This window comes from Haloarcula sp. H-GB4 (genome assembly GCF_030848575.1).
GTDB lineage: Archaea > Halobacteriota > Halobacteria > Halobacteriales > Haloarculaceae > Haloarcula.
Genome location: NZ_JAVDDX010000001.1, coordinates 482,783 through 508,028, shown reverse-complemented (window position 1 = coordinate 508,028; position 25,246 = coordinate 482,783). Strand labels below are relative to the sequence as shown.

The 25,246-nt window shown below is 62.3% G+C and carries 24 protein-coding genes; 11 read left to right on the top strand and 13 right to left on the bottom strand.

Annotation, left to right across the window (positions count from 1 at the left end; genetic code table 11):
- Positions 1-2: 2 nt before the first annotated feature.
- Together RBH20_RS02695 and RBH20_RS02690 are read right to left on the bottom strand one after the other, a co-directional pair.
- Positions 3-728, bottom strand: coding sequence for an RNA methyltransferase (locus RBH20_RS02695; RefSeq protein WP_306705249.1), 726 nt, complete (start codon positions 726-728; stop codon positions 3-5).
- Entirely contained in the window at positions 725-1,249 is a 525-nt protein-coding gene (locus RBH20_RS02690) for a hypothetical protein (protein ID WP_306705247.1), read from the bottom strand. Before RBH20_RS02690 ends, RBH20_RS02695 begins: the two co-directional genes overlap by 4 nt.
- Before the next feature lie 264 nt (positions 1,250-1,513).
- Here RBH20_RS02690 and RBH20_RS02685 point away from each other — a divergent pair, with 264 nt between their 5' ends.
- Positions 1,514-2,473: a transcription initiation factor IIB family protein gene (locus tag RBH20_RS02685; RefSeq protein ID WP_004518753.1), complete on the top strand. Its 960-nt coding sequence runs from the start codon at positions 1,514-1,516 to the stop codon at positions 2,471-2,473.
- Positions 2,474-2,619: 146 nt separating this feature from the next.
- Positions 2,620-2,952 carry a hypothetical protein gene (locus RBH20_RS02680; RefSeq protein WP_306705243.1) on the top strand — a complete coding sequence of 111 codons (333 nt, stop codon included), beginning with the start codon at positions 2,620-2,622 and terminating at the stop codon, positions 2,950-2,952.
- Positions 2,953-3,114: 162 nt separating this feature from the next.
- Here RBH20_RS02680 and sop2 read toward each other — a convergent pair whose 3' ends face one another.
- Together sop2 and RBH20_RS02670 are read right to left on the bottom strand one after the other, a co-directional pair.
- Positions 3,115-3,825, bottom strand: a complete 711-nt coding sequence (sop2, locus tag RBH20_RS02675; RefSeq protein WP_306705241.1) for a sensory rhodopsin II — start codon at positions 3,823-3,825, stop codon at positions 3,115-3,117.
- Positions 3,826-3,827: 2 nt separating this feature from the next.
- Positions 3,828-6,083, bottom strand: coding sequence for a methyl-accepting chemotaxis protein (locus tag RBH20_RS02670; protein ID WP_306707455.1), 2,256 nt, complete (start codon positions 6,081-6,083; stop codon positions 3,828-3,830).
- Positions 6,084-6,428: 345 nt separating this feature from the next.
- On the opposite strand from RBH20_RS02670, the gene RBH20_RS02665 reads away from it, so the two are divergent.
- From RBH20_RS02665 to RBH20_RS02655, 3 genes are all read left to right on the top strand, one after another.
- Positions 6,429-7,385: an NADPH:quinone reductase gene (locus tag RBH20_RS02665; protein WP_306705239.1), complete on the top strand. Its 957-nt coding sequence runs from the start codon at positions 6,429-6,431 to the stop codon at positions 7,383-7,385.
- A 94-nt stretch (positions 7,386-7,479) separates the two neighbouring features.
- Positions 7,480-8,190, top strand: coding sequence for an SDR family oxidoreductase (locus RBH20_RS02660; protein ID WP_306705237.1), 711 nt, complete (start codon positions 7,480-7,482; stop codon positions 8,188-8,190).
- A 227-nt stretch (positions 8,191-8,417) separates the two neighbouring features.
- Positions 8,418-9,755, top strand: a complete 1,338-nt coding sequence (locus RBH20_RS02655; protein WP_306705235.1) for a sodium-dependent transporter — start codon at positions 8,418-8,420, stop codon at positions 9,753-9,755.
- Between the two features lie 470 nt (positions 9,756-10,225).
- On the opposite strand, the gene RBH20_RS02650 is transcribed toward RBH20_RS02655, so the two are convergent.
- Positions 10,226-11,206: a DMT family transporter gene (locus tag RBH20_RS02650; RefSeq protein WP_306705233.1), complete on the bottom strand. Its 981-nt coding sequence runs from the start codon at positions 11,204-11,206 to the stop codon at positions 10,226-10,228.
- Between the two features lie 224 nt (positions 11,207-11,430).
- Here RBH20_RS02650 and RBH20_RS02645 point away from each other — a divergent pair, with 224 nt between their 5' ends.
- Positions 11,431-12,222 (top strand): winged helix-turn-helix domain-containing protein, encoded by a 792-nt coding sequence (locus RBH20_RS02645; protein ID WP_306705231.1) that lies wholly within the window; start codon positions 11,431-11,433, stop codon positions 12,220-12,222.
- A gap of 53 nt (positions 12,223-12,275) precedes the next feature.
- On the opposite strand, the gene RBH20_RS02640 is transcribed toward RBH20_RS02645, so the two are convergent.
- Positions 12,276-12,899, bottom strand: a complete 624-nt coding sequence (locus RBH20_RS02640; protein ID WP_306705229.1) for a uracil-DNA glycosylase family protein — start codon at positions 12,897-12,899, stop codon at positions 12,276-12,278.
- A gap of 141 nt (positions 12,900-13,040) precedes the next feature.
- Between RBH20_RS02640 and RBH20_RS02635 the strand changes: the two genes are divergently transcribed.
- The 4 genes from RBH20_RS02635 to RBH20_RS02620 all read left to right on the top strand — a co-directional run bounded on the left by RBH20_RS02635 (position 13,041) and on the right by RBH20_RS02620 (position 17,894).
- Positions 13,041-14,591, top strand: coding sequence for an acyl-CoA carboxylase subunit beta (locus tag RBH20_RS02635; protein ID WP_306705227.1), 1,551 nt, complete (start codon positions 13,041-13,043; stop codon positions 14,589-14,591).
- 2 nt (positions 14,592-14,593) lie between these two features.
- Positions 14,594-14,899, top strand: a complete 306-nt coding sequence (locus tag RBH20_RS02630) for an acc operon protein (RefSeq protein ID WP_306705225.1) — start codon at positions 14,594-14,596, stop codon at positions 14,897-14,899.
- Between the two features lie 139 nt (positions 14,900-15,038).
- On the top strand, positions 15,039-16,883 hold the full coding sequence (locus RBH20_RS02625) for an acetyl-CoA carboxylase biotin carboxylase subunit (protein ID WP_306705223.1): 1,845 nt from the start codon (positions 15,039-15,041) through the stop codon (positions 16,881-16,883).
- Positions 16,884-16,946: 63 nt separating this feature from the next.
- Positions 16,947-17,894, top strand: a complete 948-nt coding sequence (locus tag RBH20_RS02620; protein WP_306705221.1) for a biotin--[acetyl-CoA-carboxylase] ligase — start codon at positions 16,947-16,949, stop codon at positions 17,892-17,894.
- 20 nt (positions 17,895-17,914) lie between these two features.
- Here the strand turns inward: RBH20_RS02620 and RBH20_RS02615 are convergent, their stop codons facing one another.
- From RBH20_RS02615 to RBH20_RS02590, 6 genes are all read right to left on the bottom strand, one after another.
- A complete protein-coding gene (locus RBH20_RS02615; protein WP_306705218.1) occupies positions 17,915-18,394 on the bottom strand; it encodes a universal stress protein in 480 nt (159 codons plus the stop codon).
- Positions 18,395-18,466: 72 nt separating this feature from the next.
- On the bottom strand, positions 18,467-18,919 hold the full coding sequence (locus RBH20_RS02610) for an SHOCT domain-containing protein (protein ID WP_306705216.1): 453 nt from the start codon (positions 18,917-18,919) through the stop codon (positions 18,467-18,469).
- A gap of 33 nt (positions 18,920-18,952) precedes the next feature.
- Positions 18,953-19,978, bottom strand: a complete 1,026-nt coding sequence (locus tag RBH20_RS02605; protein ID WP_306705214.1) for an amidohydrolase family protein — start codon at positions 19,976-19,978, stop codon at positions 18,953-18,955.
- 21 nt (positions 19,979-19,999) lie between these two features.
- Positions 20,000-21,223, bottom strand: a complete 1,224-nt coding sequence (locus RBH20_RS02600; protein WP_306705212.1) for an HD domain-containing protein — start codon at positions 21,221-21,223, stop codon at positions 20,000-20,002.
- Positions 21,224-21,284: 61 nt separating this feature from the next.
- The gene (locus RBH20_RS02595; protein ID WP_306705210.1) at positions 21,285-21,866 is read right to left on the bottom strand and encodes a DUF420 domain-containing protein; all 582 of its coding nucleotides are present in this window, start codon (positions 21,864-21,866) and stop codon (positions 21,285-21,287) included.
- 128 nt (positions 21,867-21,994) lie between these two features.
- Positions 21,995-23,209: a proteasome-activating nucleotidase gene (locus tag RBH20_RS02590; protein ID WP_306705208.1), complete on the bottom strand. Its 1,215-nt coding sequence runs from the start codon at positions 23,207-23,209 to the stop codon at positions 21,995-21,997.
- Positions 23,210-23,364: 155 nt separating this feature from the next.
- Between RBH20_RS02590 and RBH20_RS02585 the strand changes: the two genes are divergently transcribed.
- The gene (locus RBH20_RS02585; protein ID WP_306705206.1) at positions 23,365-24,105 is read left to right on the top strand and encodes an NAD(P)/FAD-dependent oxidoreductase; all 741 of its coding nucleotides are present in this window, start codon (positions 23,365-23,367) and stop codon (positions 24,103-24,105) included.
- Between the two features lie 70 nt (positions 24,106-24,175).
- Here the strand turns inward: RBH20_RS02585 and RBH20_RS02580 are convergent, their stop codons facing one another.
- A complete protein-coding gene (locus RBH20_RS02580) occupies positions 24,176-25,234 on the bottom strand; it encodes a M48 family metalloprotease (RefSeq protein ID WP_306705204.1) in 1,059 nt (352 codons plus the stop codon).
- Positions 25,235-25,246 lie beyond the last annotated feature (12 nt).

The window sequence follows — 25,246 nt, the reverse complement described above, 5'->3', positions numbered from 1 at the left end:
CCTCAGTCGTCTTCGGCACGCTCGATTCGCTGTCGGGCTTGCCGGAACAGACCGCGAAGCGTCTTTGTCTCTCGGCCGGTCGGTTGTGCACGCCCGAGGACCCGCCGGAACAGCCGTCGAGCCTTGTGCTGTTTTTCTTCGGGGTGACCGATAGCCCCGAGGAACCGGTCGAACTCCTCATGTAGGCCCTCAACCGCTGGCGTCTCGGCGAGCGTATGGAGTTCCTCGGGGTGCTGGGTCTCGCCGACAGTTAGATCACGGAGTTCGTAAAGAACGATGGTGGCCGCCTGGCCGAGATTCAACACCGGATACGACGCGCTGGCCGGGATAGAGCAGATGACATCCAGCCGTGCGAGTTCGTCGTTCGAGAGCCCGACCCGCTCGCGGCCGAAGACGACGCAGATATCGCCCTCAACGTCCCGGAGCGAGTCGGCTAGGTCGGCCGGCGTCGTCGCCGGATACCGGACGTGGTTGGCCGGGTCCTCGTTCGTCGTCGCCGTGCAGGCGACGGTGTGGTAGTTCTCGACGATGTCGTCGAATGTCACCGTCCGGGCGTTCGGAAGGATGTCGTCCCGGGCCTGGCCGGCAAAGCCATACGCTTCGCCGTCTGGGTCCAGCTCCGGTGGGTCGACGAGCAACAGCTCCGACAGGCCGAAGTTCTTCATCGACCGTGCAATGGTGCCGACGTTGCCCGGTGTCTCCGCGTCGACGACGGCGACCGAGATCATACGTCCAGGTCGCTGAGGTCCATATCGATCGTGTCGAGATCCTCCTCGTCCATCTGCTCGACTTCCTCTTCAAGTCCTGGAATCGCTTCGTCCCTGTCGGGGGCCTCTGGCAGCGCTGTCGGATCCTCATCGACGTGTTCGAGGCCGACGTACTCCTCTGGCGCGCGGTTCCCATCAAGGAACCATTCGTGGAAGGCCGAGGCCAGGTCAGTATCACCGGCGTAGGCCTCGCCGCCTTCCTCACGGAACCAGTAAATGAAGTCCGTCTCGTGGTCCGAACAGACCACTACCTCACCCATTGGCTCGCCGTAGATAGCGTCCGCAACGTTGCACTGCTCAATGTCTTCGTCCCCGTGAATCAGCCAACAGGCATCACAGGGGTCGACCACTCGTTCTGCAAGCACCAGTAGCCGCTGCCGGGTTTCCGGTTCCATCGTCTTGAGCGGACGGACCCGCCCGTCCGGCCCAAGCACGTCCTCATCGAAGCGCCAGCCCCGAAGCCCGATATTGACCTTGCTCATACCGCAAGGTGGGGGAGTCCCGGACTAAAAGAGCGCGATATGTGGGACGAACAGTGCTGGCTGTCCGCGCTCCACCGTCACCGCGGAGTGAGAACAAGGTGTGCCATCCCATTACACCCATCGGTCGCTCGAAAGATAGACAGTTCTAGCTAAATTTAACATGATTTTTCCATCTAGCATTCACAGACAGCGTCCAAATCAGGCAAAACTGTCGGTCTCGCCCAAACATTTATACGTGATTGGCTTTTCTCCGTAAAAGAACACATGGAACGGCCGACGCGCCAGCGGGATTCTGAACAGGAGGAACGCGAGGAGGAGTCCGAGAGCACGGGCCAGCAGACCTGCCCTGAGTGTGAGTCGGAGTCCATATCTAGCGACGGCGGTGGTGAACTCGTCTGCGAGGACTGTGGCCTCGTCATCGAAGACGAGAACATCGACCGCGGGCCGGAGTGGCGGGCGTTCAATCACTCCGAACGCCAGTCCAAGTCACGCGTCGGAGCCCCCACAACCCAGACGATGCACGACAAGGGGCTGACCACACAGATCGACTGGAAGGACAAGGACGCCTACGGTCGGTCACTCTCCTCGGAGAAGCGGAGCCAGATGCACCGCCTTCGGAAGTGGCAGGAACGCATCCGAACCAAGGATGCCGGCGAACGGAACCTACAGTTCGCGCTGTCGGAGATTGATCGCATGGCGAGCGCACTGGGCGTCCCCCGGTCGGTCCGCGAAGTCGCCTCAGTCATTTACCGACGGGCGCTCAACGAGGACCTCATCCGCGGTCGCTCCATTGAGGGCGTCGCCACAGCCTGCCTGTATGCGGCCTGTCGACAGGAAGGCATCCCACGAAGTCTGGAAGAGGTGTCGGACGTTTCCCGGGTCGAACAGAAGGAAATCGGGCGGACGTACCGATACGTTGCACAAGAGCTCGAACTGAAGATGGAACCGGTCGACCCCAAGCAGTACGTCCCGCGGTTTGCCTCCGAACTGGAACTCTCCGAGGAAGTCCAGTCCAAGGCTAACGAAATCATCGACACCACCGCCGAGCAAGGCTTGCTCTCGGGGAAGTCACCGACCGGCTACGCCGCCGCAGCCATCTACGCCGCCTCGCTGCTCTGTAACGAAAAGAAGACCCAACGTGAGGTCGCCGACGTGGCCCAGGTAACAGAGGTCACCATCCGGAACCGGTATCAGGAGCAGATCGAAGCGATGGGAATCCACTGACCGGCCGCGCTTCCCCTTTTATTCGGTTGTATCGCTGTCCGCCGTTCGCTCTACATACTGCCACTGATAGTACGACTCACCCGGTTGTTACAGGATTGGTAACAAGCAACGTGTAGAGCTATCTGTCTGGGCAGCGAACTGTCGGTATGCCTGTTTCCCCCTCGCAGAAACGGATTGCACTTCTCGTCATCGGACTGGTGGTCCTCTTTGCACCCGCGCTGTTTGTTCTCGCCACGCTAGAGTTTCTCATCCTGTCCGGCAACCTCGCGCTCAGCGAGATTTCGGTCCTCGAATTCGTCGAACTGTATCTTATCGACCTCGTGCTGTTCGTCCTGCTCGGGTACGGCGTCTACCGGCTGACGTTCTGGCTGATCCAAGATCAGCTTCCAGACGCACTCGATACCGTCGACGAGACTGAGGGAAGTGACACGACTGATGAGGCAGAGACCACTGGGACCGTCAGTGAGGGTCGGTCCTGACTGGCCACTGATGTTATCGTATGAGAGTATAGCGATTCACACAAAATCGAGCCGCTCACAGTAATGAAGGTCGCTCACAGCAACGAGGGCCACTCCCTGCGCACGGCCCCTTCCGTCGCCGTTCGCATTTTCGAGGGGCGCTCCCTGCGGTCGCGCCCTTCGCTAGTCCCCTGCAACCGCCGTCGACTCCTCGGCAGTCTCGCCGACCGAGCCGAGGTCGATCATCGCCAGCAAGGCAATGACGCCAAAGCCGACTTTCGTGACCACGTCGAGGTAAACGATTACGAGCGTCGCAGTCTCGACATCCATGAGGCCCACTCCTGCCGCACCGAGTACCCAGACGACCGGATACACGAGCCAGAGGACGACGACGAAGTTCCGGAGCGTGCGGTACAGGCTCATCTCGATGTCGGACAGGGTCGACTTTGCGGCCGCCGCAATGTTCCGATAGAGGAGCGAGATGACGCCGCCGAACAGCGCTCCGCCGACCGCGAACAGCGCGTAGCTAATCGGCGATGGAGTGACCGCGCCGGCGAATCCGAAGACGATAGTCAACGCCTGCAGGACGACAAGTTTCACTGTGTCCTCCCGGCTCGCGCCAGCGAGCAGCGCCAGGAACCAGACGTTGAGCGGCGTCGTCAACAGCCAGTCAACGTACCGGATCACGTACACCGCGTGGCCCTCACTCTGTATCGACCCGAAGCCAAGCGCCATCAGAGCGTAGGCGACGATTGCGATACCCGGAATCGCGATCAGCAGCAGATACCGCTTCCGCACCTCTTCGGGGACGAGCGTGTAGCCGTACGCCAGCACCGCCGTCCCGAGCAGTTCACCCAGTAGTCCCAGCGTGAACCAGGTCGTTATCGTTGCCATTGTTAGTCATCCCCCACAGCGGCCGTACTGTCAGTGCCCGTCCCAGCGGAGTTTTCGACAGTGAAGCGGTCCAGTAGCGATTCGAGATCGTCAGCACGCTGCCTGAGTTCCGTCGCAGAGTCCGACACTTCGTCGATAGACGCGGACTGATCCTGTGCTGCACCGGCCACGGTGTCTGCCTCCGTCGCCGTCTGCTGACTGATCGTCGTCAGGTCGTCGATAGTCCCCATCACGTCCTGTGCGGTTCGGGCCTGCTCCTCGGTCGCCCGATCAATCTCTTGGATACCAGTGTCGACCTCTTCCGTGTACTCGACGATGGTTTCCAGCGCGTCGACGGTCTCCTCGACCGTCGAGACGCCTTCGGTGATCCGGGTGCTGGTCGACTCCATCGTCTCGACAGTGTCGCCGGCCTGCTCTTGGATGCCCTCAATGCGCCCTTCGATGTCGGCGGCGGCCTCTTTCGTCTCTTCCGCGAGGCCCTTGATCTCGTCTGCGACGACGGCGAACCCTTCGCCATCACCGTCGGCGTGGGCAGCCTCAATGGAGGCGTTCAGCGCCAGCATGTTCGTCTGCTCGACAATACTTGTGATGACGCCGACGATCTCGCCGATCTCGTCAAGTTCGTCGTCGAGCGCATTGATCTCTTCGACGGTCTCGCCGGTCTCGTCCTCGATAGCGCTCATCTCCGCAATAGCTTCCTGTGCGGCTTCACGGCCGTCCTCACCAACTTCTGCAGCCGATTGGGACGTGTCAGCGACCTGCTGGGCAGAGGAGGCGACTTGCTGTGCGGTTGCAGAGAGGTTCTGCATCTCGGCAGCCGCTGATTCGAGGCCTTCGTTTTGCTCGGTCGTTCCCTCAAAGATCTCGTTGATCGACTTCGACACCTGCTTGCTGGCCCGGTCGACCCGTTCCGCGTTCGAGTTGACACGGTCGCTGGACTGGATGACGTTCGTCGCGAACGCTTTCATATCGGCGATGGTGTCTTCGAGCGCATCAAGCGTCGTATTGATGTCCTCGCCGACTTCCGCCATCGCGTCGTTCATGCTGTCCGTGTCCACCCGTGCGGTGAGGTCCCCGTTGGCGGCAGCTTCCAACGTATTGCTGTACTGCTCTGCTTTGAGTTCGAGGTGGCCGGTCAGTGCCTCCATCTCGTTGCGCTCGGATTCAACATCCTTGCGGGCGGCCTCGGCCTGCTCTTTGGCTTCCTCCGCTTCCTGCCGGGCGGTTTCGGCTTCGGATATCTGTGTACGGAGGTTCGCCCGCATGTTATCGAAGGCCGCGTACAGCGTTCCGAACTCGTCTTCGCGGGAGGTGTCAAGATCAACGTCAAGCTCACCATCGGCCATCGATTCGGCCTTCACCGAAAGCCGCCGCAGCGAAGCGATCGTGTTCCCGCCGATCGTGACCCCAATGAGTCCGAGGTTGACGACGGCAAGCAGAATGAGCCCGATGAGATCGGAGTTGATCTGATCGCTCAGGGCGTATGCGGCCTCTGGGTCAGAGTGGACCATAACGACCCACTCATGCGATTCGAGGCGGCTCAGGCCCATCAGCATACTGCCTGTCTCGTGGAAGGCACTCTTTCCGGGTTCAACTGTACCCAGCGGGTCCGACTCCATCTGCGAAATCGGTGCTGTCGACCCGATCATCGAGGTGTTGGGGTGAGAAACGAACTCACCCTCAGTGTTGACGACCGTGGTAAATGACCCATCGCGCTGGTTTGATATCTGATCTGCCTTCTCCCGGAGGTCGATCATGTACACGAGCGCCCTGTCGTCGTCCCCTGGGACTGGCGAAACGACAGCAACTATCGGGTGGTCAACGACTGAGACGGAGAACGGCTCCGTCACGTGCGTGTCGTCAGGCCCGTCGAACTGTGGCGGGTCCGTAGCGAACGGAGCCCCTTGATCGGCAGCGTTGACCCCGATGAAGTCCTGATTCGAACTGGCACGAATCTCGTCTGTCTCGGTGTCGAAGTAGTGTACTGCGACGACACCGGGTGGCAGTTCCTCGTTGGATTGTAATTCCTCCAGTCGTTGCTGTTTCTCCGTGTCTGTTCCATCGGTGAACACGGGAAGTCGCGACGTCGACCGGACGTTCCGACGCGATGTCGTCAGCCAGTCGTCTAACTGTACTGCTTGCGTCTCTGACAGCGCGGTGATGTCGTCCGCCACGTCCTCCTCGAGAGTGGCGGACGCCTGTACGCTTGTCAGGACTCCAGCAGCGATAATGACAAGTATCGCGAATGAAAGCGCCAACCCGAGCCTGGCGGCGTAACTGCCAGCAATAAAGCTCGGGAGCGGCGAGTCCCTATCTGATTCCATCACCCAATTCTACACAAACGTGCTAATAAAGGGTTGTTGCGCAATTCTCACCGATGATAAGCACTGCGGCCGACTGTGGACATCTATCGCCTCAGAGCGGCTACCGTTGGGACAGTCTATTGCTCCGATGATACACCCTACAGTCACCGAGATGAGCACCGACCTGACTCGTTCGGTGTCGGCGATGCCACGCCACGTACTGCGATATGTTGAAACCGTATCCGGGGCCGCTCAGTCCGTGGGGAAAGGTTTTCCCGATACCACCTGACGCATATCCCAATGCGTGCTGTACGATTCCACGAATACGGCGGGACGGACGTGCTCCGTGTCGACGACATCGAACGACCCACACCGGGACCGGAGGAGGTCCTGCTCGAAGTCGAGGCAGCGGCGGTCAATCCGGTCGATACGTACTTCCGGACCGGCGACTACGAACCGGGCGAACTGCCCTGGATACCCGGCTCCGACTGTGCCGGGACCGTCGCCGCGACCGGCGAGCGCGTGGCTTCCGTCACCGAAGACGACCGGGCGTTCGCGACCGGACTGGGCAACTGGCTCCAGGGAACCTGTGCGGAGTACGTCGCTGTTCCCGAATCACACCTAGCAAAGCTCCCCGAGGGGGTGTCCGCCGAGACGGGCGCGGCCGTCGCGCTCGTCGGTGTCACCGCCTGGCAGACGCTCGTCGACGCTTGCGCGCTGGAGCCGGCTGAGCGGGCGCTGATTCACGGCGGGAGCGGCGGTGTCGGCCACGTTGCGGTCCAGTTAGCGGCGGCGAATGGCGCACGGGTGATGACGACGGCAGCACCGAAATACCACGACCGACTTGCCGACCTCGGTGCGGACGACGTGTTCGACTACAGCCGGGACGACCTCGCCGACGCGGTGGTCGGCGCCGGCGCGCCAGACGTGATTCTTGACCACCGGCTCGACGACTATCTCGGGTTCGACGCCGAGGTGGCCGCGCAGGGCGCGCAGGTCGCCGCCATCGGGAACACCGACCCCGCGGCGACGTTCGAGAGCGTTCCACGCTGCCGGGCGAAAGCCCTCAGCGTCCACCACGTCTCGATGTTCAACACGCCCGAGTTCGGCGCGGTACTGGACCGACTGGCGACCCTCATGGCCGACGACAAACTAACGCCAGTCGTCGCCCGCCGCTACGACCTTGCAGAAGTCCCGGCTGCTCACGAGGACGTGCTCAACGACAGCTTCCTCGGCAAACTCGTCGTCACGCCGTAATCAGACCGGTGTTACCGTCCATCGTCGGTCCACGGACTCGAACCTCGGGTTTTCGGGAGGGGCCTTTATCTTTCCACTATCCGTTGACACATCCATGTCAGCCGAGTTTAATTTCGACGGCGAGGTAGCACTGGTTACGGGTATCGGCGGGGCGCTGGGCAGCGCGGTCGCAAACGCGTTCCTCGAAGCCGGGGCGACCGTCTGTGGCAGTGACATTGTCGAACCGAACACCGAGGATTTCCTGTTGGCCGACCCCGAACGTGTGGGTTTCTACCGGGCGGACTTCAGCGACGAGGACGACGTCGCCGACACCATCGACGCGGTCGTCGACGAGCACGGGCAGTTGGACTACTTGCTGAACATCGCCGGAACGTGGCGCGGCGGCACACCGATCCACGAGACGGATGCGGATACGTTCGATTTCCTGTTCGATGTGAACCTGAAGACGATGTTTCTGGCGTCGAAACACGCGATTCCACACTTGCGGGCTGGCGAGGGCGCGATCGTCTCTGTCTCCGCGCGGTCGTCACTCGAAGGCGGTGCAGGCGACGGACTCTACCGAGCGTCGAAAGCCGGCGTCCGACTGCTAACAGAGACTATCGCGGCGGAGAACCTCGGGTCCGTGCGAGCCAACGCCGTCATGCCCAGCGTCATCGATACCCCGATGAACCGCGAGATGATGCCCGACGCTGACTTCGAGACGTGGGTCGATCCGAAAGACATCGCCGGCGTCCTGTTGTTCCTCTGTTCTGACACCGCAACCGTGACCAGCGGTGCGGCGGTGCCGGTGTACGGCGAGGTCTGATATTGTAGGCTGTATCTGGTCTGCCTACTGTTCGGCCACAATCACGCGTTTCTCGTAGTTACGTATCCGCATTGTCGAGAAACGGCGGACAGAGCGGGATCAGCGCGAATCTCCCGACTGCTGCTGTTTGGCTTCACAAATAGTGTTTTTATACTGATATTACAGGGTGGTATTGCGAACCTGAATCATGGTGGTTTTTATACCCCAAAAGAATATGCCGCATCACAATGAGTGACAGAGAAACGTGGGCCTCACGGCTCGGGTTCCTTCTCGCAGCAATCGGTAGCGCAGTTGGTCTCGGAAACATCTGGCAGTTCCCGTTCAAGACCGCGACAAACGGCGGCGCAGTGTTCCTCGTCTTTTACCTCGCCGCCGTATTGCTCATCGGCTTCCCGGCAATGCTGGCAGAGTTCATCATCGGGCGGCGAACGAACCGTAATGCCGTCGACGCGTTCGCTGAACTCGGATTCAAGCAGTGGCGGGTCGTCGGTGGTCTGGGCGTCTTTACGGGATTCTGGATCCTCTCGTATTACAACGTCGTCGGCGGGTGGGTCATGCGGTATATCCTTGGTAGCGCAACGGGCGCATACTTCGGAAATTCCGCGGAGTACTTCGGAGCCATCTCAAGTGGGCCAGAAGCTGTCCTCGGACAGGCACTGTTCCTGCTGATCTGTGTCGGTATCGTCGCAGTGGGTGTCGAGGACGGTATCGAGAAAGCGACAAAGGTGATGGTCCCCAGTATCGTGATTCTCATGCTCGGGATGGCGGCCTGGGTCACCACGCTTGAGGGAGCTGGGGCTGGCTACAGCTACTTCCTCTCACCGGACTTCTCCACGCTGGCGGCGAACGCTGGCGACCTGATTCCGTTCGCAGTTGGCCAGGCGTTCTTCACCCTCTCGCTGGGGATGGCGGCCATGATTACCTACTCCTCGTACATCGGTGACGACGAGAGCCTCCCGGTTGATGGTGGCATCATCGTCGTGACGAACACGATGGTCGGTGTGCTGGCCGGGCTAGTCGTGTTCCCGATTCTCTTCGCTATCAACGTCAGCCCCGACACCAGCGGTCCGTCGGCCATCTTCGTCGCGATGGCGTCGGCGTTCCCACAGCTCCCCGGAGGGCGACTCCTCGGCGTCGTGTTCTTCGGCGTTGTCCTCATCGCCGCGATCTCCTCTGCCATCAGCCTCCTTGAGGTGGCAGTCTCCTACGGCGTCGACAACACGTCATACTCACGGGTGTCACTGTCGGCGATGCTCGGGGTTGGACTGTTCATTCTGGGCCTGCCGTCGGCCTGGGACCTGGCGTGGTTCGGCTGGTTCGACACGCTCGCGTACAAGCTGTTCCTCCCGCTGTCAGTGCTGCTCATCCTAGTGTTCGTCGGCTGGGTGCTCTCCTCCAACGCAGTTGCCGAGCTCCGACAGGGGACGGGTGGGCTCCGGGCATTCGGTCCGACCTGGCTCTGGATGGTCCGAACGGTGGTCATCCTCGGCGTCGTCCTGACGCTGGCCCTCGGCCTGCAGACGCTGTTCCTCGCTGAGGACCCCGCGATCATCCCGCCAATATAAACGACGAACAGGGTCGGTTTCCCGCGGACCTTCTTCTCAGCAGTTCGCAGTGACCGCCCGGTGTGGGCGGTCGTCGCGGGATGTTTTTTCAGCCGTGGCAGACTAGACGGACGTAGAGGAGGGCTGCATGTCTCTCACGAATCGTGGAGGCGTAGATACACGCCACCAAAGAGACAGACCGTTGCTACCAGCAATAGACCACCGCTCAGCACGTCTCTGAGGAGCCCGGAAACACCGGGACGCTCCACGAGTCCGAAGGTACCCTCAAACGCTATCGACTGAAGCACTAGCGCCAGTCCGCCTATCGGTATCAATAGTCGCCGAATGCGTGTATTTTCGCCGATACTCATGTCCTTGGGGATACATAACGGTGGGCTGAATACTTTACTGAACCTCTGTGGCCGGCGGGCTCAGTGTACTATCCAGTCTAAATGGGGGTGATAGCAAGTATATGATGCCCTACGTCCATCTCAGTCAGACTCGAACCCGCGCGGCTCGTCCGCCATCCCGAGGCTTTCAGACACAGTGTCAGACTCGTCAGTAGTACCCGGGAACAGTGCCCGGATGTTGACCGACTCGCTTCCGAGTACCACGAACCCCGTGAAGATAGTCAGGAAGCCCGCCACTGCGGTCGGGGTGATCGCCTCGCCAAGCAGGGCCCACCCGCCGAGCGTCGACACGACGGGGACCACGTAGAAGATGAGGTTGGCCTGAATTGCACCGGTAATATCGAGCAGGCCGAAGTAGGCAATGTAGGCGATTGCCCCGGCGAAGATGCCGACGTACAGCAGGGCCGCGATCGCAGTCGGCGACCAGACCGCCGTGGCCGCCGATTCGCCCATGCCGATGCTCAGTGAGTGACAGAGCGCGGCGGCGACGGGGAGTGCCCACGCGGTCCGGACCGTGCTCGACAGGCCGCCACCGGACCACCGGATGAGGACGCTACCCAGCGCCGCGCTGGTCGCGCCGGCGAACAGGATGAGCTTGCCGATGCCCCCGCTCAGGAGCATCGCCGGATCGGGACTGACGACGAGACCGACGCCGAGCAGGCCGATAACCATCCCAAGACCGCCGCGGGCCGAAAGTCGTTCGTCGGAGAGCAAGAGAGCGGCGAACACCGGCGTCAGTATCGGGTTGAGACTGAAGATGATAGCGGCAACCGCACTGGTGGCGGACTGCTGACCCACGAATATCAGTGCGTTCGCGAGACCGAGCGCGAACAGGCCCGTCGAGAGAATCCCCAGCACGTCGCCGCGGGTCTGTGGGAGCAGTTCGTCTCGGGACCGCGTCACGACAACGTAGCCGAGGAGCACGACGGCGGCGATATCGAACCGTAGGGCGACGAACAGAAGTGGCGGGAGATACGACAGACCGGCCTTCGCGCCGACGAAGGTCCCACCAAGCAGAACACTGGCAACAGCAGCAAGGGCGAGCGTCCGGCGCGAAATCATACCGCCACCTCGTATCTTGTTTCTGATACGACTGCACAGCCGACAGAGAGAGCACGTGAAGAAACCTGAGTCATCGTACTCTACGGTACGGTATCGAGGCTTATAGGCCCGTTTAGAAAATATTACATAACGCGAAACGGCCGAACACCCGTGGCGGACATTCACGGTGTGAAATAATTTCACACTGCGAAAGCGCTTTAGGACGGACTCCCCAACGTGGCGGTATGGAATCGGCGCTCGAAGAGATCGAGTTCCTCGCACTCTCCTCGAACCGGGTCGAGGTGTTACGGCTCCTCGCATCGGAACCGCACTCACGCGGGGAACTGGCGGCAGAAACCGGCGCATCACAGGCGACGCTCGGGCGAATCATCGCTGACTTTGAGGAGCGGTCGTGGATTCGTCGAACAGGGGGCGAATACGTCGCCACGGCGACGGGTCGTATCGTCGCTGACGGGTTCACCGACCTGCTCGGCAGCCTCGAAACCGAGCGGCGGCTGCGCGACATCATCCAGTATCTCCCTACCGATGCGATGGACTTCGACCTGCAACACCTAGCCGACGCGAGAATAACCGTCCCGAGCCAGACGCGTCCGAACGCGCCGGTCCAGCGACTGCTCGACCTGCTTCGAGACGCCGAGGAAGTCCGGACGTTCTCCCATGCGTTCAACAATCAGGCGATTCGGGTCGTTCAGGAGCGGGTCAGCGCGGGTGAGCAGCGGTTCTCGGGCGTGTTCTCGCCCGGCGCAATCGACGCGCTGGCGGCAGATGACCGGCTCCGGAATCGGCTCGAATCGCTGCGTTCCGAATCGGACGCGTCGGTCCGGGTACGAAACAACGGTGTGCCGCTCGCCGTGATGATCGCCGACGACGTGGTGCATCTGCTGTTGCGGGACGACAACGGCGTCCTGCAGGCGTCTATCGATACGACCGCGCCGGCCGTCCGCGAGTGGGCTATCGAGACGTTCGACACATACTGGGCGTCCGCGGAGCCGCTTTCGGACGAGTGGTCGCTGTAACTGCTGTTTCGGCTCACTAGACTAGTACTGCAAGAAAACCAGTTGCGACGCAGCTACCGGACCAGATACGGGTCCTCGCCAGGCATGAACCGTCCGAGGTCCGCCTCGCGGCGATAGTCCGTTTCCAGTAGCGCCGTCAGCGCATCGATAAGGACATCCTCGTCGTTGTCGGTCCACTCCGCTGGCTCTTTGATCGGGTAGACAAGCCAGCCACTGCCAAGAACTTCATCTGCGTGCAGCGCGTCCATGTCGATCGACTCGGTTGGCTCCGATGTCGTGTTCGCGAACACGTGTCGCGTGGCGCGCTCGCCGACGGGCAGGAGGACGTGGGCGGTGATGGCCCGGAGTTCCGTGTCGAACAGCGGCTCCAGAGCCTCGTAGTCCGTGTCTGTCGGCGGATCGCCGCCGCACATGTATAGATACGACAGATACGTCTTTTCCACAGTCGGCGGAGTGCCAGTCTCAGCGAGCAGTCCGGCCTCGACAAGCACCCGCTGGAGGCGTTCACCCGCAGCGTTGTCGGTAAATGGGATGCCTGAGGTCGCGCCACCGTGGACGCCGGGGTGGTCACCGATGACGTGGAAGTGGGCGTTGGCGTCGCCGTACCCCGGCACAAACGGCTCACACGGTGCGTCGAAGCCAAAGGGGTTGTGCTGGCGGGCCGTGACGTTCTTCACGCGCGAATGCAACGGGCCATCGCTCAAAACTCCGCCGGTTTCGGTTATCGAATACGAGAAATAATGGTTAAGTTTGATAACGCTTTTCTCGGATGCCCGCAAGGAGTCGGATATGCTCCGGTCCGGGAGAAGTGATATCGCGTGAGCCACGATGACCGTGTCGAGGACCTTCGGGAACGAAAAGCCGAGGCCGAACGTGGCGGTGGTGAGGAACGAATCGAGGCGCAACACGACCGCGGGAAACTCACCGCGCGTGAGCGCATCGATTACTTCCTCGACGACGGCACCTTCGTCGAGATTGACTCGCTCCGTGAACACCGCTCGACGAACTTCGACATGGCCGACAAGAAAGTACCGGGAGACGGCGTCGTCGTCGGCTACGGCCAGGTCGACGGTCGGCGTGTCTACGTCTTTGCCCACGATTTCACCGTCTTTGGCGGGTCGCTGGGCGAGGCGTTCGCACAGAAAGTCTGCAAGGTGATGGACAAGGCCATCGAGACGGGCGCACCGATCATCGGCCTGAATGACTCCGCCGGCGCGCGGATTCAGGAGGGGATCGACTCGCTGGCGGGCTATGCCGATATCTTCCACCGCAATCAGCAAGCCAGCGGTGTCGTCCCGCAGATCTCGGCCATCATGGGGCCGTGTGCCGGTGGCGCGGTGTACTCCCCGTCCATTACGGACTTCGTCTACATGGTCGAGGAGACCAGCCACATGTTCATTACCGGGCCGGACGTCATCGAAACGGTGACCGGCGAGGAGGTTGGCTTCGACGAACTCGGCGGGGCGAAGACCCACGCCTCCGAGTCCGGGGTGGCCCACTTCACGGCCGCCGACGAGAAGGACGCGATGGACGACATCCGCTACCTCCTCTCGTATCTCCCGCAGAACAACGTCGAGGATCCGCCGCGGGTCAAACCCTGGGACGACCCCGAGCGCCGGGACGAGGCACTAAAGACCGCAGTTCCCGACGCGCCACAGAAACCCTACGACATGACGGATGTTGTCGGGCGTATCGTCGACGAGGACTCGTTCTTCGAGGTCGCCGAGGACTTCGCGCGCAACATCGTCATCGGGTTCGCCCGCATGGACGGCCACAGCGTCGGCGTCGTCGGCAACCAGCCGCGGGTCAACGCCGGCACGCTCGACATCAACGCCTCGCGGAAGGGCGCGCGCTTCGTCCGGTTCTGTGACGCGTTCAACATCCCGATTCTCACGTTCGTCGATGTGCCCGGGTTCATGCCCGGCAAGGATCAGGAACGCAACGCCATCATCAACCACGGCGCGAAGCTCCTGTACGCCTACTCCGAGGCCACTGTGCCGCTGGTGACCGTCATCACGCGGAAGGCCTACGGGGGAGCCTACGACGTGATGGCCTCAAAGCACATCGGCGCAGACATGAACTACGCCTGGCCGACCGCCGAAATCGCCGTGATGGGGCCGAAGGGCGCAGTCAACGTCCTCTACGACGACGAACTGGAGGACGCCGACGACGTGGAGGCCCGCCGGCAGCAACTCATCGACGAGTACCGCGACGCCTTCGCGAACCCCTACACCGCGGCCAAGCGCGGCTTCGTCGACGATGTCATCGAGCCTCAGGAGACCCGCCCGCGGCTCATCGACGATCTGGACCTTCTCCGGGGGAAACGCAAGGACCAGCCCGACCGCAAGCACGGCAACATCCCACTGTAACGATGGCGGCTGACACTGACTCGGCTGTCGATGCGGATTTAGTCGCGGAGATCGCTGCCCAACTCGACGACGCGTCGGCGGACGAGGCGGCTGCTATCGCCGTTGCTATCGGCGCACACCTCACGGACCGCCAGCGCGCGGCAGCGGCGGCCGCGGCGGCTGCGGCGGCAGACGACGGTGACTCCTGGGACGGCAAGCAGTGGTCGTTCTCCGGGCGCGTGGAAGCCACGCAGAAGCGTTCTGTTCGGGTCCGTGCTGACGCTCCAACCGATCCCTGGAGCGCCGCTGGCCGCGCCAAACGGTTCTAATCGCGGACAGTTTTTTCTCAGTTGATTGGCGACGCCGTGACTAGGTTTGTGGTCATGTTCCATACTAACATGATTATATATGTAAGTTTGGCCGCTATCTGCGCATAGTTTTATGAGGCGACTCTCAGTATGAGGGCGTATGTTCGATAAGGTGCTCGTCGCTAATCGCGGGGAGATAGCGGTGCGCGTGATGCGCGCATGCGAGGAGTTGGGCATCGGCACAGTGGCCGTCTACTCTGACGCCGACAAGCACGCCGGGCACGTCCGGTATGCGGACGAGGCGTACAACGTCGGCCCGGCCCGTGCCGCAGACTCCTATCTCGATCAAGAAGCGATTATCGACGCGGCCAAGCAAGCCGGAGCTGACGCCATCCACCCGGGGTATGGCTTCCTCGCGGAGAACGCCGACTTCGCCGCGCGCGTCCAGGAGACGGACGGCGTCACCTGGGTCGGCCCCGAGAGCGAGTCGATGGAGGCACTGGGCGAGAAAACAAAGGCTCGCAAGATCATGCAGTCGGCCGACGTGCCCATCGTCCCGGGGACGACCGACCCCGTCGAGGACCCCGAGGAAGTCGTCGAGTTCGGCGAGGAGAACGGCTTCCCGGTTGCGATCAAGGCTGAAGGCGGTGGCGGCGGCCGCGGGATGAAAATCGTCCACGACCCCGAGGAAGCCGAGGAGCAACTCGAAAGCGCAAAGCGGGAGGGAGAAGCGTACTTCTCGAACGACTCTGTTTATCTCGAACGCTATCTGGAGAACCCCCGCCACATCGAGGTCCAGATCATCGCCGACCACCACGGCAACGTCCGGCATCTGGGCGAGCGTGACTGTTCGCTCCAGCGCCGCCATCAGAAGGTCATCGAGGAGGGGCCCTCGCCGGCCCTGAACGATGCGCTCCGCGAGAAAATCGGCGATGCTGCCCGCCGTGGCGTCCGCGAATCAGACTACTACAACGCCGGGACTGTCGAGTTCCTCGTCGAAGAGGACACCGACCGCGAGCAGGGTGAACTACTCGGCGAGGAGGCAAACTTCTACTTCCTCGAAGTCAACACCCGTATTCAGGTCGAACACTGCGTCACCGAGGAGATCACCGACATCGACATCGTCAAGTGGCAACTGCGGGTGGCGATGGACGAGGAGATCACCTTCGATCAGGACGACGTGGAAATCGAGGGTCACGCGATGGAGTTCCGCATCAACGCCGAGAACGCCGCCGACGACTTCGCGCCCGCAACCGGCGGCAGCCTCGACACATACGACCCGCCGGGCGGTATCGGCGTCCGCCTCGACGATGCGCTCCGGCAGGGCGACGACCTCGTCACCGACTACGACTCGATGATTGCGAAGCTCATCACCTACGGCGAGGACCGCGAGGAGTGTATCGAGCGCGGGAAACGGGCGCTCAAGGACTTCGACATCGAAGGCATCCCGACCGTCATTCCGTTCCACCGCCTGATGCTCACCGACGAGAAGTTCGTCACCGGGACACACACCACGAAGTACCTCGACGAGCACCTCGACCGCACGCGCATCGAAGAAGCGCAGGAGCAGTGGGGTACTGTCACTGAACCCGGCAGCGACGAAGACGAGGAGGTCGTCGAACGCGAATTTACTGTCGAGGTCAACGGCAAGCGCTTCCAGGTCGACCTCGAAGAGCGCGGCGCACCCCCAATCAACGTCGGCGATGTGGACGCCGACGGCGGGAATCAGCCACAGCGGCCACAGGGCGGCAGTAGCTCTGACAGCGGAGGTGGCAGTGCCACCACCGCCGAAGGGCAGGAGGTCGCCGCGGAGATGCAGGGAACGATTCTGGAGGTCAACGTCGAGGAAGGTGACGAGGTCGAGGCCGGCGACGTTCTCTGTGTGCTGGAGGCGATGAAGATGGAGAATGACATCGTCGCCGAACGCGGCGGCACTGTCAACGACGTGGCCGTCGGCGAGGGCGAATCCGTCGACATGGGCGACTTGCTCTTTGTGATCGGGTGAGCTAGCGGACTGCCCGCTGCGCGCTGCAGACGCCTTTTATTCCGGCCGGTCGAAGCCCCGCCTATGAACGACACACGTCACCGGGTACTCGATGCACTGGCCGACGGTCCTGTCTCGGGGCCGACTCTTGCCGACGAACTAGATATCTCCCGCTCCGCGGTCTGGAAGCACGTCGAAGCGCTCCGCGACGAGGGGTTCGAGATCCGCAGCGACGACGCGGGCTACGCCCTCGATTCGGTACCGGAGTTCGGGGCGAGCGCGGTCGAATACGGCCTCGACGCACCCTTCTCGGTCGAGTACCACGACAGTATCCCGAGCACGAACGCACGCGCCAGAGATCTGGCCGCGGAGGGGGCGTCGGACACTGTGGTGCTAGCCGACGAACAGACCGGTGGCCGGGGGCGACTCGACCGTGATTGGAATTCGCCCAGTGGTGGAATCTGGCTCTCCGTGCTGTTCCGGCCCGACGTGCCGATGGCCCACGCGCCGGTGTTCACGCTCGCGGCCGCTGTCGCGGTGACACGGGCGGCCCGTGAGGCCGGCGTCGAGGCCGGCATCAAGTGGCCCAACGACGTGCTGGTCCGTCACGGTGACGAGGAGCGTAAACTGGTCGGCATCCTCACCGAGATGGAGGGAGAGGCCGACCGCGTCTCCTGGGTCGTCGTCGGGATCGGTGTCAACGCGAACGTCGACCCCGCCGACTTGCCCGACGAAGCAAACCCGACGAGCCTCTCGGCCGAACAGGACGAACCGGTCGACAGACGGCTGTTCACGCAACGACTGCTAGAAGAATTCGACGCGTTGCGACAGGATACGGATCACGTCGTCGAGGCATGGCGGGAGTACGCGACGACGCTGGGCAAAAAAGTCCGGGTCGAGACACCCGGGGGCCCCATCGAGGGCGAAGCCGTGGATGTCCAGTTCCCGGGCGCGCTCGTCATCGAAACAGAATCAGGTACAGAGGTCGTTTCAGCGGGGGATTGTGAGCATCTCCGCCCAGTTACGGAGTGATCGCGACGACAGGAGAGACATCACTGTGGAACGCCGGCAGGCTGTTCGTCTTCCGAGACGTCTTGCATCGCTGTCTCCACCGGAACAGTGACGACTGGAACGGTGGCTGACCGGACGACCCGTTCGGCGACGCTGCCCAGCAACAAGCGGTCAATGCCGCCGCGTCCGTGGGTCCCCATCACGATGAGATCACAGCCGTGCTGGCTCGCATAGTCGACGATTTCCCGACTCGGGCTGCCCTCGGTCGTGGCTCGCGTGACAGCCACGTCGTCGGCAACGAGACGTTCCACCATGTCCAGCGCCATCTCGCCTTCGCGGTGGAGCGAGTCGGTGACGCCCTCCCACGTCGGTTCGTGGGGGAGCGTCGAGAACCGACCGATGTCGACGACGTACAGCCCATGAATCTCACTGTTGTGGGCCGTTGCAAGTGTTTTAGCGTGTCTGAGAACGTCTTTCGACCCCGCCGACCCGTCTGTTGGTACCAGTATTCTGTCGTACATACTGTACTATTGACTGGCTGAACGGATATAGTTTGGTAAGAGATAACATTCAACAATCAAGCCAGAGATGGTTCAGTTCAACTCTCGGTCCCGTTCGAACTCCGTTGTCCCGGAGTTATCCACGGACGGGCCGTCAAGGGCCTGTTCGAGCCGGCGTTCCAGTTCAGCCTCGGTAATCTCCCCGTTAGCGTAGCGCTCGGAGAGTCGGTCGACGGGGTCTGTCTCGCTGGCCTCGTCAGTCGTGTGTGCGGCCTGTGCTCGTGACGCGCCAGTCGTTGACGCCGTTGCCTCGTCCTGACCGAATACTTCCGACACGACCCAGTACACGGCATAGCCGACAGCCGCCAGAAACCCGATGGTAGCGGCCAGAGAGAGCAGCCCCAGTATGATGCCGATGAGACCGAAGAACAGTCCGAACGCAAGTCTCACAGCCGCGATGACGACAAACAACGAGACAAGCCCTAACACGCCATACAGGAGTATTTTCAGGGAGGTGCTCTGAGCGCGGTCGGTGGTGGAGGGCATTGCCCAAGTATACTATTTCCGCAGTGATAAGAATTATTCCGTCATCGGCTGGATGACTCGTCGAACGTCAGCCGTTCCCGCCCGGCGAACGACCGCCCGAACGGGGTTCTGTGCGCCGGCAAGGTTGTCCGAATCTCCATCGAGCACCAGCAGGCGTCCCGGCTGCCCGGTCTTGATGAGTCCGCCGCCAAGCCCCGCGATCTCGGCCCCGTTGACCGTGGCCATGCGCAGCACCTCGCGGGCCGAGAGGTCGTACAGCTTTGCGGTGAACTCCATCTCGCGGAACATCGACGGGCTGTTGAGCATGACGTTGTCCGTCCCAAGCGCGACTGTCGTCCGGTCAGCCAATTCCTCAACTGGCGGGCGGCCTACGTCGGTGACGATGTTCGACCGGGGACAGACCACTACTGGGATCTCGCTGTCAGCGACCCGTTCGAGATGCAGTGACTCGGCGTGAACCATGTGGACGAGGAAGTCCGGGTCGAGGTCGAGCGCGGGGTTGATATCGGAGCTATCGACCTCGCCGGCGTGGATGCCGAACAGCTTCCCGGCCTGCTTGGTCGCGCGCCGTTCCGCCCCAAATTCGCTGTCGTTGGCTCCGCTCGCGCCGAACCCATCAGCCAGCTCCATTGCATCGGTCGTCTCGCGTCCGAGAATCACGCTGTCGAGGTTTGACCCCGCTAGCGCGTCCTGTATCGCGCGGACGCCATCAACGCCGCCCTCCCGAAACTCGATAAACGCACCAGTCCCGGCCTGCTCCATGAACGACAGCGACCGCTCCATTGCGGCCACTAATTCGTCTCGACTCGCATCGCGGAGCAATCGGTGTTTCAGGCCGCCCGGTGGGGCAACGAGTTCTTCGAGCGAGAGCCCCTCCCCGGCCTCCTTGGCGATTGAATCGCCGATGTGGGTGTGAGCGTTGACGAACGCTGGCACCACGATGTCGTCGCTGTCGACCGCAGTTTCCTCGATAGCGACTATCTCCCCGTCTTCAACGACGACGCGGCCCTCGATAGCCTCGAACGACCGTCCCGTCAGAATCGTCCCTTCAAGAATCATGTTCCCTGTTCGCCCGCTCTCTCAGTTAAACTCATCGAGGGTCGCATGGATACCAGTCCGCACGTCCCGGACCCTAGCTCCGTCGAGGTCGAGTCCCAACTCGCGGATCGCCGCCGCACCGACCCGTTCGCTCTCAGATTCGGGGGCATAGACGCCGAGCCGCCACTGGTCGCGCTGGGCGGCGCGGATGGCGTTGACCAGCGTCGACTGTTCGCCGAGACGGCGGACCTCGCCGTTGACGAGGACGCGGCTGCTGGATTCGGTCATCGACGGTTCGGGCGGAATGTCGAGTACAACGGCGTCACTATCGACGTTCGCTTCGTCGGCGATAGCCTGCTCCATCGTCCCGACAGCGTTGTGATCGGCCGCCAGCACCTCATCGGGCACGGCCTGCCACTCCGCCCAGACGGCCCGCTTGTACAGGTCTCGCTGGGTCAGCCGCCGTGCGTACGCCGCCGTCGCCTCGCACTGCCTGAGCGCCACGAGCAGGTCGTTGTCGTCCCACCTGCGAAGCGTCTCGGCTGTCGTGTCAGTCGCAGCGAGTAATTCCTCGGTCCCGCGGCGCAGCATCGACTTGGCGATGCGGGCGACGTGGTGCTGGTAGACGGTGGGATTCATCAGTGCCCGCGCGAGCAGGAGCGATTCGGCCGTCTGGACATTGCCCTCATCGAGGACAAGTTCCCCGTCGACGAAACACAGCTCTCGGACCAGCCGCTCGTGGTCGATAGTACCGTAGGGAACGCCCGTGTGGTGGGCGTCGCGGACCAGATAGTCCATCCGGTCGACATCCAGTTCGCCGGAGACGAGCTGCCCCAGTTCGCCCTCGCCAGCAACGAGGTCAGCCACGCGGTCCGGGTTGAGGCCGTGCTCTGAGAGCACCCGCGCGACAGAGCCGTCACCGAGCAGTTCGTCCACGTCGTCGTGGTACTTCCCCGTCCGGCGGTGGATGAGCGCCTCGACGTTGTGGCTGTACGGTGAATGCCCCACGTCGTGGAGCAGCGCCGCGGCTCGGACCCGTTCGGCCTGCTGGCCCTCAATGCCAAGATGGGACAGTGCCCGGTCCGCGAGGTGATAGACGCCCAGCGAGTGCTCGAATCGAGTGTGGTTCGCCGAAGGGTAGACGAGCGTCACCGTGCCGAGCTGGGAGATGTGCCGAAGCCGCTGGACCGGTGGCGTGTCGAGCAACGCCGCCGCGACGCCCTGAACCTCAATGTGGTCGTGGACGCTGTCCTTGATTGTGGTCATTGCCGTGGCCTACGGCGGCGGCCGGCAAAATCGTTCGCCACCCGACACGCGAAACCCGATACTAGCGAGGGACCCAGCCGTAGATGTGGTTCAACATGACGTAGGTGACGAGCCCGAGGAACAGGCTCAGCCCCCAGGCGGAGACCGCGATACGACCCACACGGGCGTGGATTGTTTCTCTGAGTTCGGCGGGAGAGTGGGTCAGCCCGAGGACGACGGCGTGAACGACGACGGGCACGGACACCGCGGATAGCAGGATGTGGATAGCGAGCATCACGATGTATGCCGTCCAGACGAACCCGTCGACGTCGATTGCCTTCTCGAAGCCGCCGCCGACCTTGAGGATGTACAGGGCCAGAAACACCATGATGAGCGTGAACGCGGTCAGCATGGCCGCGCGGTGTTTCTGTACCTGATTGTTCTTGATGAAGTAGACGCCGACGATGATTGCGAGCAGGGCGATACTGTTGACGACGGCGATTGCATCACCTAGCAGAATAACGGTGTCATTCGAGAACTCTGGCAACGGTAAGACGCCACCAAACGCGCCGAACACGAGCGCGTAGCCAACGACCGAGACGACGGCGGTGACGAGCCGCGGACGAGCGCGGGCACGCGACTGGAGTGTGTCTGCGACGGCCATGCCCATGATTCAGGACCGGAATGGTAACTGTGTTCTGAAACGGGCGAGCACGACAGCGAAATTGCAGGTCGAAGCGGTGACTACGGACCTACAAAAGCGCGGAGAATCGGAGAGAAGCGCTACCGAAATCAGGCGAACGTCCGGGAAACGTCCTCGTCGTCGGTCTCTTCCTGCTGAATCTTCTCCCAAGCGTTGTGGAAGTCCGCCATCGTGACCTCGGTCCGGTCGTCGCGGATGGCGAACATCCCGGCCTCAGTACAGGTGGCTTTCACGTCAGCACCGGAGGCATCCTGAATGTCCTCGGCCAGCGTCTCGAAGTCCACGTCATCGGCGACGTTCATGCTTCGGGTGTGGATCTGGAAGATCTGCTTGCGCCCTTCGATGTCGGGGTTCGGGACTTCGATGAGCCGGTCGAAGCGGCCGGGGCGGAGAATGGCCCGATCAAGCATATCGAAGCGGTTCGTCGCGGCGATGATACGGATGTCGCCGCGGTCGTCGAAGCCGTCCATCTCCGAGAGCAGTTGCATCATCGTCCGCTGGACCTCGGCGTCGCCGGAGGTCTTCGACTCCGTTCGCTTGGCCGCGATGGCGTCGATCTCATCGATGAAGACGACGGCTGGCTCCTCCTGACGGGCCAGTTCGAACAGGTCGCGGACGAGCTTCGCGCCCTCGCCAATGAACTTGTGGACCAGTTCGGAGCCGGCCATCTTGATGAAGGTCGCGTCGGTCTCGTTGGCGACGGCCTTCGCCAGCATCGTTTTCCCGGTGCCGGGCGGGCCGTGTAGCAGGACACCGCTCGGTGGGTCAATGCCGACATCCTCGAACATTTCGGGGCTCTTCAGCGGCATCTCGACGGTCTCGCGGACCTCTTCCATCTGCTCCTCGATGCCACCGATGTCAGCAAAGGTGACATCCGGCGACTGGTCGACCTGCATCACGCGAGCGCGAACGTCAGTCTCGTCGTCGAGTTGCTTGACGATAGAGAGTGAGTTGTTGACGGCGACGCGGTCGTCGGGCTCAAGGTCCTCGCGCATCTCGTCAGTGACCTCTGTCAGGGCCTCCTGGTTGTTGCCGTGCTGCTTGATAATCACGCCATCACTGGAGAGCTCCTGAACGGTCGCGACAAACAGCGGTGACTGCTTGAGCTTCTTGTTCTCGTGCGTGAGCCGTTCGAGCTTCTGCTGGTACTTGTTGTTCTCCGCGTTCGCGTCCAGCAGTTTGTCGCGCATCTCCTCGTTCTGCGATTCGAGCACCTCTAGCCGCTCCTGCAGCGCCTCGATCTTCTGTTGCTGAGACGCGTCATCGTCGTACGGCATATCGACCTCGTCGACGGTGTCGGTCATTACGACGCCTTTAGTAGGTGTATCGTTATGAGGCTTCGGGTAGTCTCAGAAACTGTATCGCCCGGCATGTGCCTTGAGGGGGCCGTTACTGGCCGCTCTCCGTCTATAGGTATCAAACCGGCACGTTTCTTGGTCCCCGCTGGAAACATCCGTCCATGCCAACCGACCGCGAAGAAGTCATTATCGTGGGCGGCGGCGTCGCCGGACTGTCGGCGGCGATCTACACCGCTCGGGCCGACCTGTCGACACGCATCATCTCGACCGGTGAGTCGATACTAAACCGCAACGCACATCTCGAAAACTACCCCGGATTTCCAGCGGGAATCAACCCCCGGCTCCTGCTCGAACTCATGCGGGCACAGGCGCGGCGCGCCGGCGTCTGGTTCATCGACGGCGAGGCCGAACAGGTGACGGAAACTGAGGAGGGCTTCGAGGTAGCCTGTGCTGATGATGAGTCGTATGACGCGACGTACCTCATCGCCGCGTCCTGGTCGGACCCGTCGTATCTGGAGGGGCTGGATCTATCGTTCATCGACCGGGGGTCGAAACAGTTCATCTCGACCGACGAACAGGGTCGGACCGACGTCGAAGGGCTGTACGCGGCCGGCCGCCTGGCCGAGCAGCACCACCAGACTATCGTCGCTGCGGGCCACGGCGCACAGGTCGGGCTCACGCTGCTCGAAGACGCCGACATCGACTTCTATCACGACTGGACCGCGCCAGAGGGGTATTTCACCGATCGGGACCGCCCGGTTCCGCCGGGCTGTGAGGAAATCGACGAGGCGGAGCGCAAGAAACGCGAACAAGAATCGCTTGAGGTCATGCGGCGGTACTTCGAAGAGCCGATGCCGGGCGAGCCGACGATGCATCCGAGCGTCGATCAGGATTCAGACTGATAGGGATTGCTGTAACAGTTTCCCGGGTCGACCGTACGGCGGTCGATGCCGAAACGGCTTAGAGCAGTCGCTATGGCCCGGTTTCGAGCGAGCGTGCGACTGACTGCAGTCGCTCGATCCGCTCGGCTGTCGGTGGATGGGACCGCGTTTCGATAGACAGCGAATCGCTCGACGCCTCTGTATCGAACCCGTAAGGAAGGAAGCACAGTCCACGGACGCCCGCGTACGCGGAGCGTTTGTCTGTTCCCGGACGACCGTGGCCCCCGCCGTCGAGTGTCTCTAACGCCTCGACGAGCGCGGCAGGGTCTCCGGTCAACTGGGCCGCGCTCCGGTCAGCGGCAAACTCCCGAGCGCGTGAGAGCGACCGCCCGAGGACGACAACGGGGGCAGTAAACACACCCAGCGCGACGCTACCCAGCAGGACAGTCACCGCAAACAGAAACAGGAACCCCAGCGTGAACGAGAGGCTTCCGAAAGGGGCTGCAAGCACCCGGGCGCTGAACACGTACGCGAAACCAAGCGCGACCAGTCCGAGCGCGTATCGGCTTCCGCCCGGGAGCAGGTCTGCAAGCGGGTCATACTCCCCGTTGGTCAGCGACGGAAGGAAGCTGGCCAGCGTCATGACAGTCGCGTCGCGGTTGGCGACGTGCATGAGTTCGTGGGCCAGTACGGCGTCAAGTTCGTCGCCGTCGAGCGTTGAGAGGAGCCCCTCGCTGACAACCACCGTCGCGCCGCCAAGCGTCCCGATAGCGAAGCTGTTCGGTACGTCGGTATCCGTGACGGCAATCCGTGGTGGCGTGAGGTCAGCCAGTTGTGCGAGCCGCTGGACTCGTTCGTAGAGTTCGGGGTACTCCTCGGGACCGACGATACGAGCGTCAACCTCGGCCATCGTCTGGGCGCTGGTGTACCGGAGCTGTGCCCAGACAAACGCCACGAGGGCGGGGGCAAGAACGGCCACCCACCAGGCGATACGTGCCGATGCTCCACCGAACGGGAGGTGAGACGCGACAACATCCCGCACCGGCGCAAGCCAGGGCGTCAGGAGCACCGCTGCGGTCGCGACCACAGCGATGTCGACGGCGAGGAGGAGCAGGAGGGTCCACAGCATACGGCGGGTCAGTGTCCGCATAGCGGTGGTTCT

Bases quoted from the DNA above. Each gene is read 5' to 3' on its own strand.
- RBH20_RS02695 (WP_306705249.1), bottom strand. From the start codon at position 728: ATGATCTCGGTCGCCGTCGTCGACGCGGAGACACCGGGCAACGTCGGC.
- RBH20_RS02690 (WP_306705247.1), bottom strand. From the start codon at position 1,249: ATGAGCAAGGTCAATATCGGGCTTCGGGGCTGGCGCTTCGATGAGGAC.
- RBH20_RS02685 (WP_004518753.1), top strand. From the start codon at position 1,514: ATGGAACGGCCGACGCGCCAGCGGGATTCTGAACAGGAGGAACGCGAG.
- RBH20_RS02680 (WP_306705243.1), top strand. From the start codon at position 2,620: ATGCCTGTTTCCCCCTCGCAGAAACGGATTGCACTTCTCGTCATCGGA.
- sop2 (WP_306705241.1), bottom strand. From the start codon at position 3,825: ATGGCAACGATAACGACCTGGTTCACGCTGGGACTACTGGGTGAACTG.
- RBH20_RS02665 (WP_306705239.1), top strand. From the start codon at position 6,429: ATGCGTGCTGTACGATTCCACGAATACGGCGGGACGGACGTGCTCCGT.
- RBH20_RS02660 (WP_306705237.1), top strand. From the start codon at position 7,480: ATGTCAGCCGAGTTTAATTTCGACGGCGAGGTAGCACTGGTTACGGGT.
- RBH20_RS02655 (WP_306705235.1), top strand. From the start codon at position 8,418: ATGAGTGACAGAGAAACGTGGGCCTCACGGCTCGGGTTCCTTCTCGCA.
- RBH20_RS02650 (WP_306705233.1), bottom strand. From the start codon at position 11,206: ATGATTTCGCGCCGGACGCTCGCCCTTGCTGCTGTTGCCAGTGTTCTG.
- RBH20_RS02645 (WP_306705231.1), top strand. From the start codon at position 11,431: ATGGAATCGGCGCTCGAAGAGATCGAGTTCCTCGCACTCTCCTCGAAC.
- RBH20_RS02630 (WP_306705225.1), top strand. From the start codon at position 14,594: ATGGCGGCTGACACTGACTCGGCTGTCGATGCGGATTTAGTCGCGGAG.
- RBH20_RS02625 (WP_306705223.1), top strand. From the start codon at position 15,039: ATGTTCGATAAGGTGCTCGTCGCTAATCGCGGGGAGATAGCGGTGCGC.
- RBH20_RS02620 (WP_306705221.1), top strand. From the start codon at position 16,947: ATGAACGACACACGTCACCGGGTACTCGATGCACTGGCCGACGGTCCT.
- RBH20_RS02615 (WP_306705218.1), bottom strand. From the start codon at position 18,394: ATGTACGACAGAATACTGGTACCAACAGACGGGTCGGCGGGGTCGAAA.
- RBH20_RS02610 (WP_306705216.1), bottom strand. From the start codon at position 18,919: ATGCCCTCCACCACCGACCGCGCTCAGAGCACCTCCCTGAAAATACTC.
- RBH20_RS02605 (WP_306705214.1), bottom strand. From the start codon at position 19,978: ATGATTCTTGAAGGGACGATTCTGACGGGACGGTCGTTCGAGGCTATC.
- RBH20_RS02600 (WP_306705212.1), bottom strand. From the start codon at position 21,223: ATGACCACAATCAAGGACAGCGTCCACGACCACATTGAGGTTCAGGGC.
- RBH20_RS02595 (WP_306705210.1), bottom strand. From the start codon at position 21,866: ATGGCCGTCGCAGACACACTCCAGTCGCGTGCCCGCGCTCGTCCGCGG.
- RBH20_RS02590 (WP_306705208.1), bottom strand. From the start codon at position 23,209: ATGACCGACACCGTCGACGAGGTCGATATGCCGTACGACGATGACGCG.
- RBH20_RS02585 (WP_306705206.1), top strand. From the start codon at position 23,365: ATGCCAACCGACCGCGAAGAAGTCATTATCGTGGGCGGCGGCGTCGCC.
- RBH20_RS02580 (WP_306705204.1), bottom strand. From the start codon at position 25,234: ATGCGGACACTGACCCGCCGTATGCTGTGGACCCTCCTGCTCCTCCTC.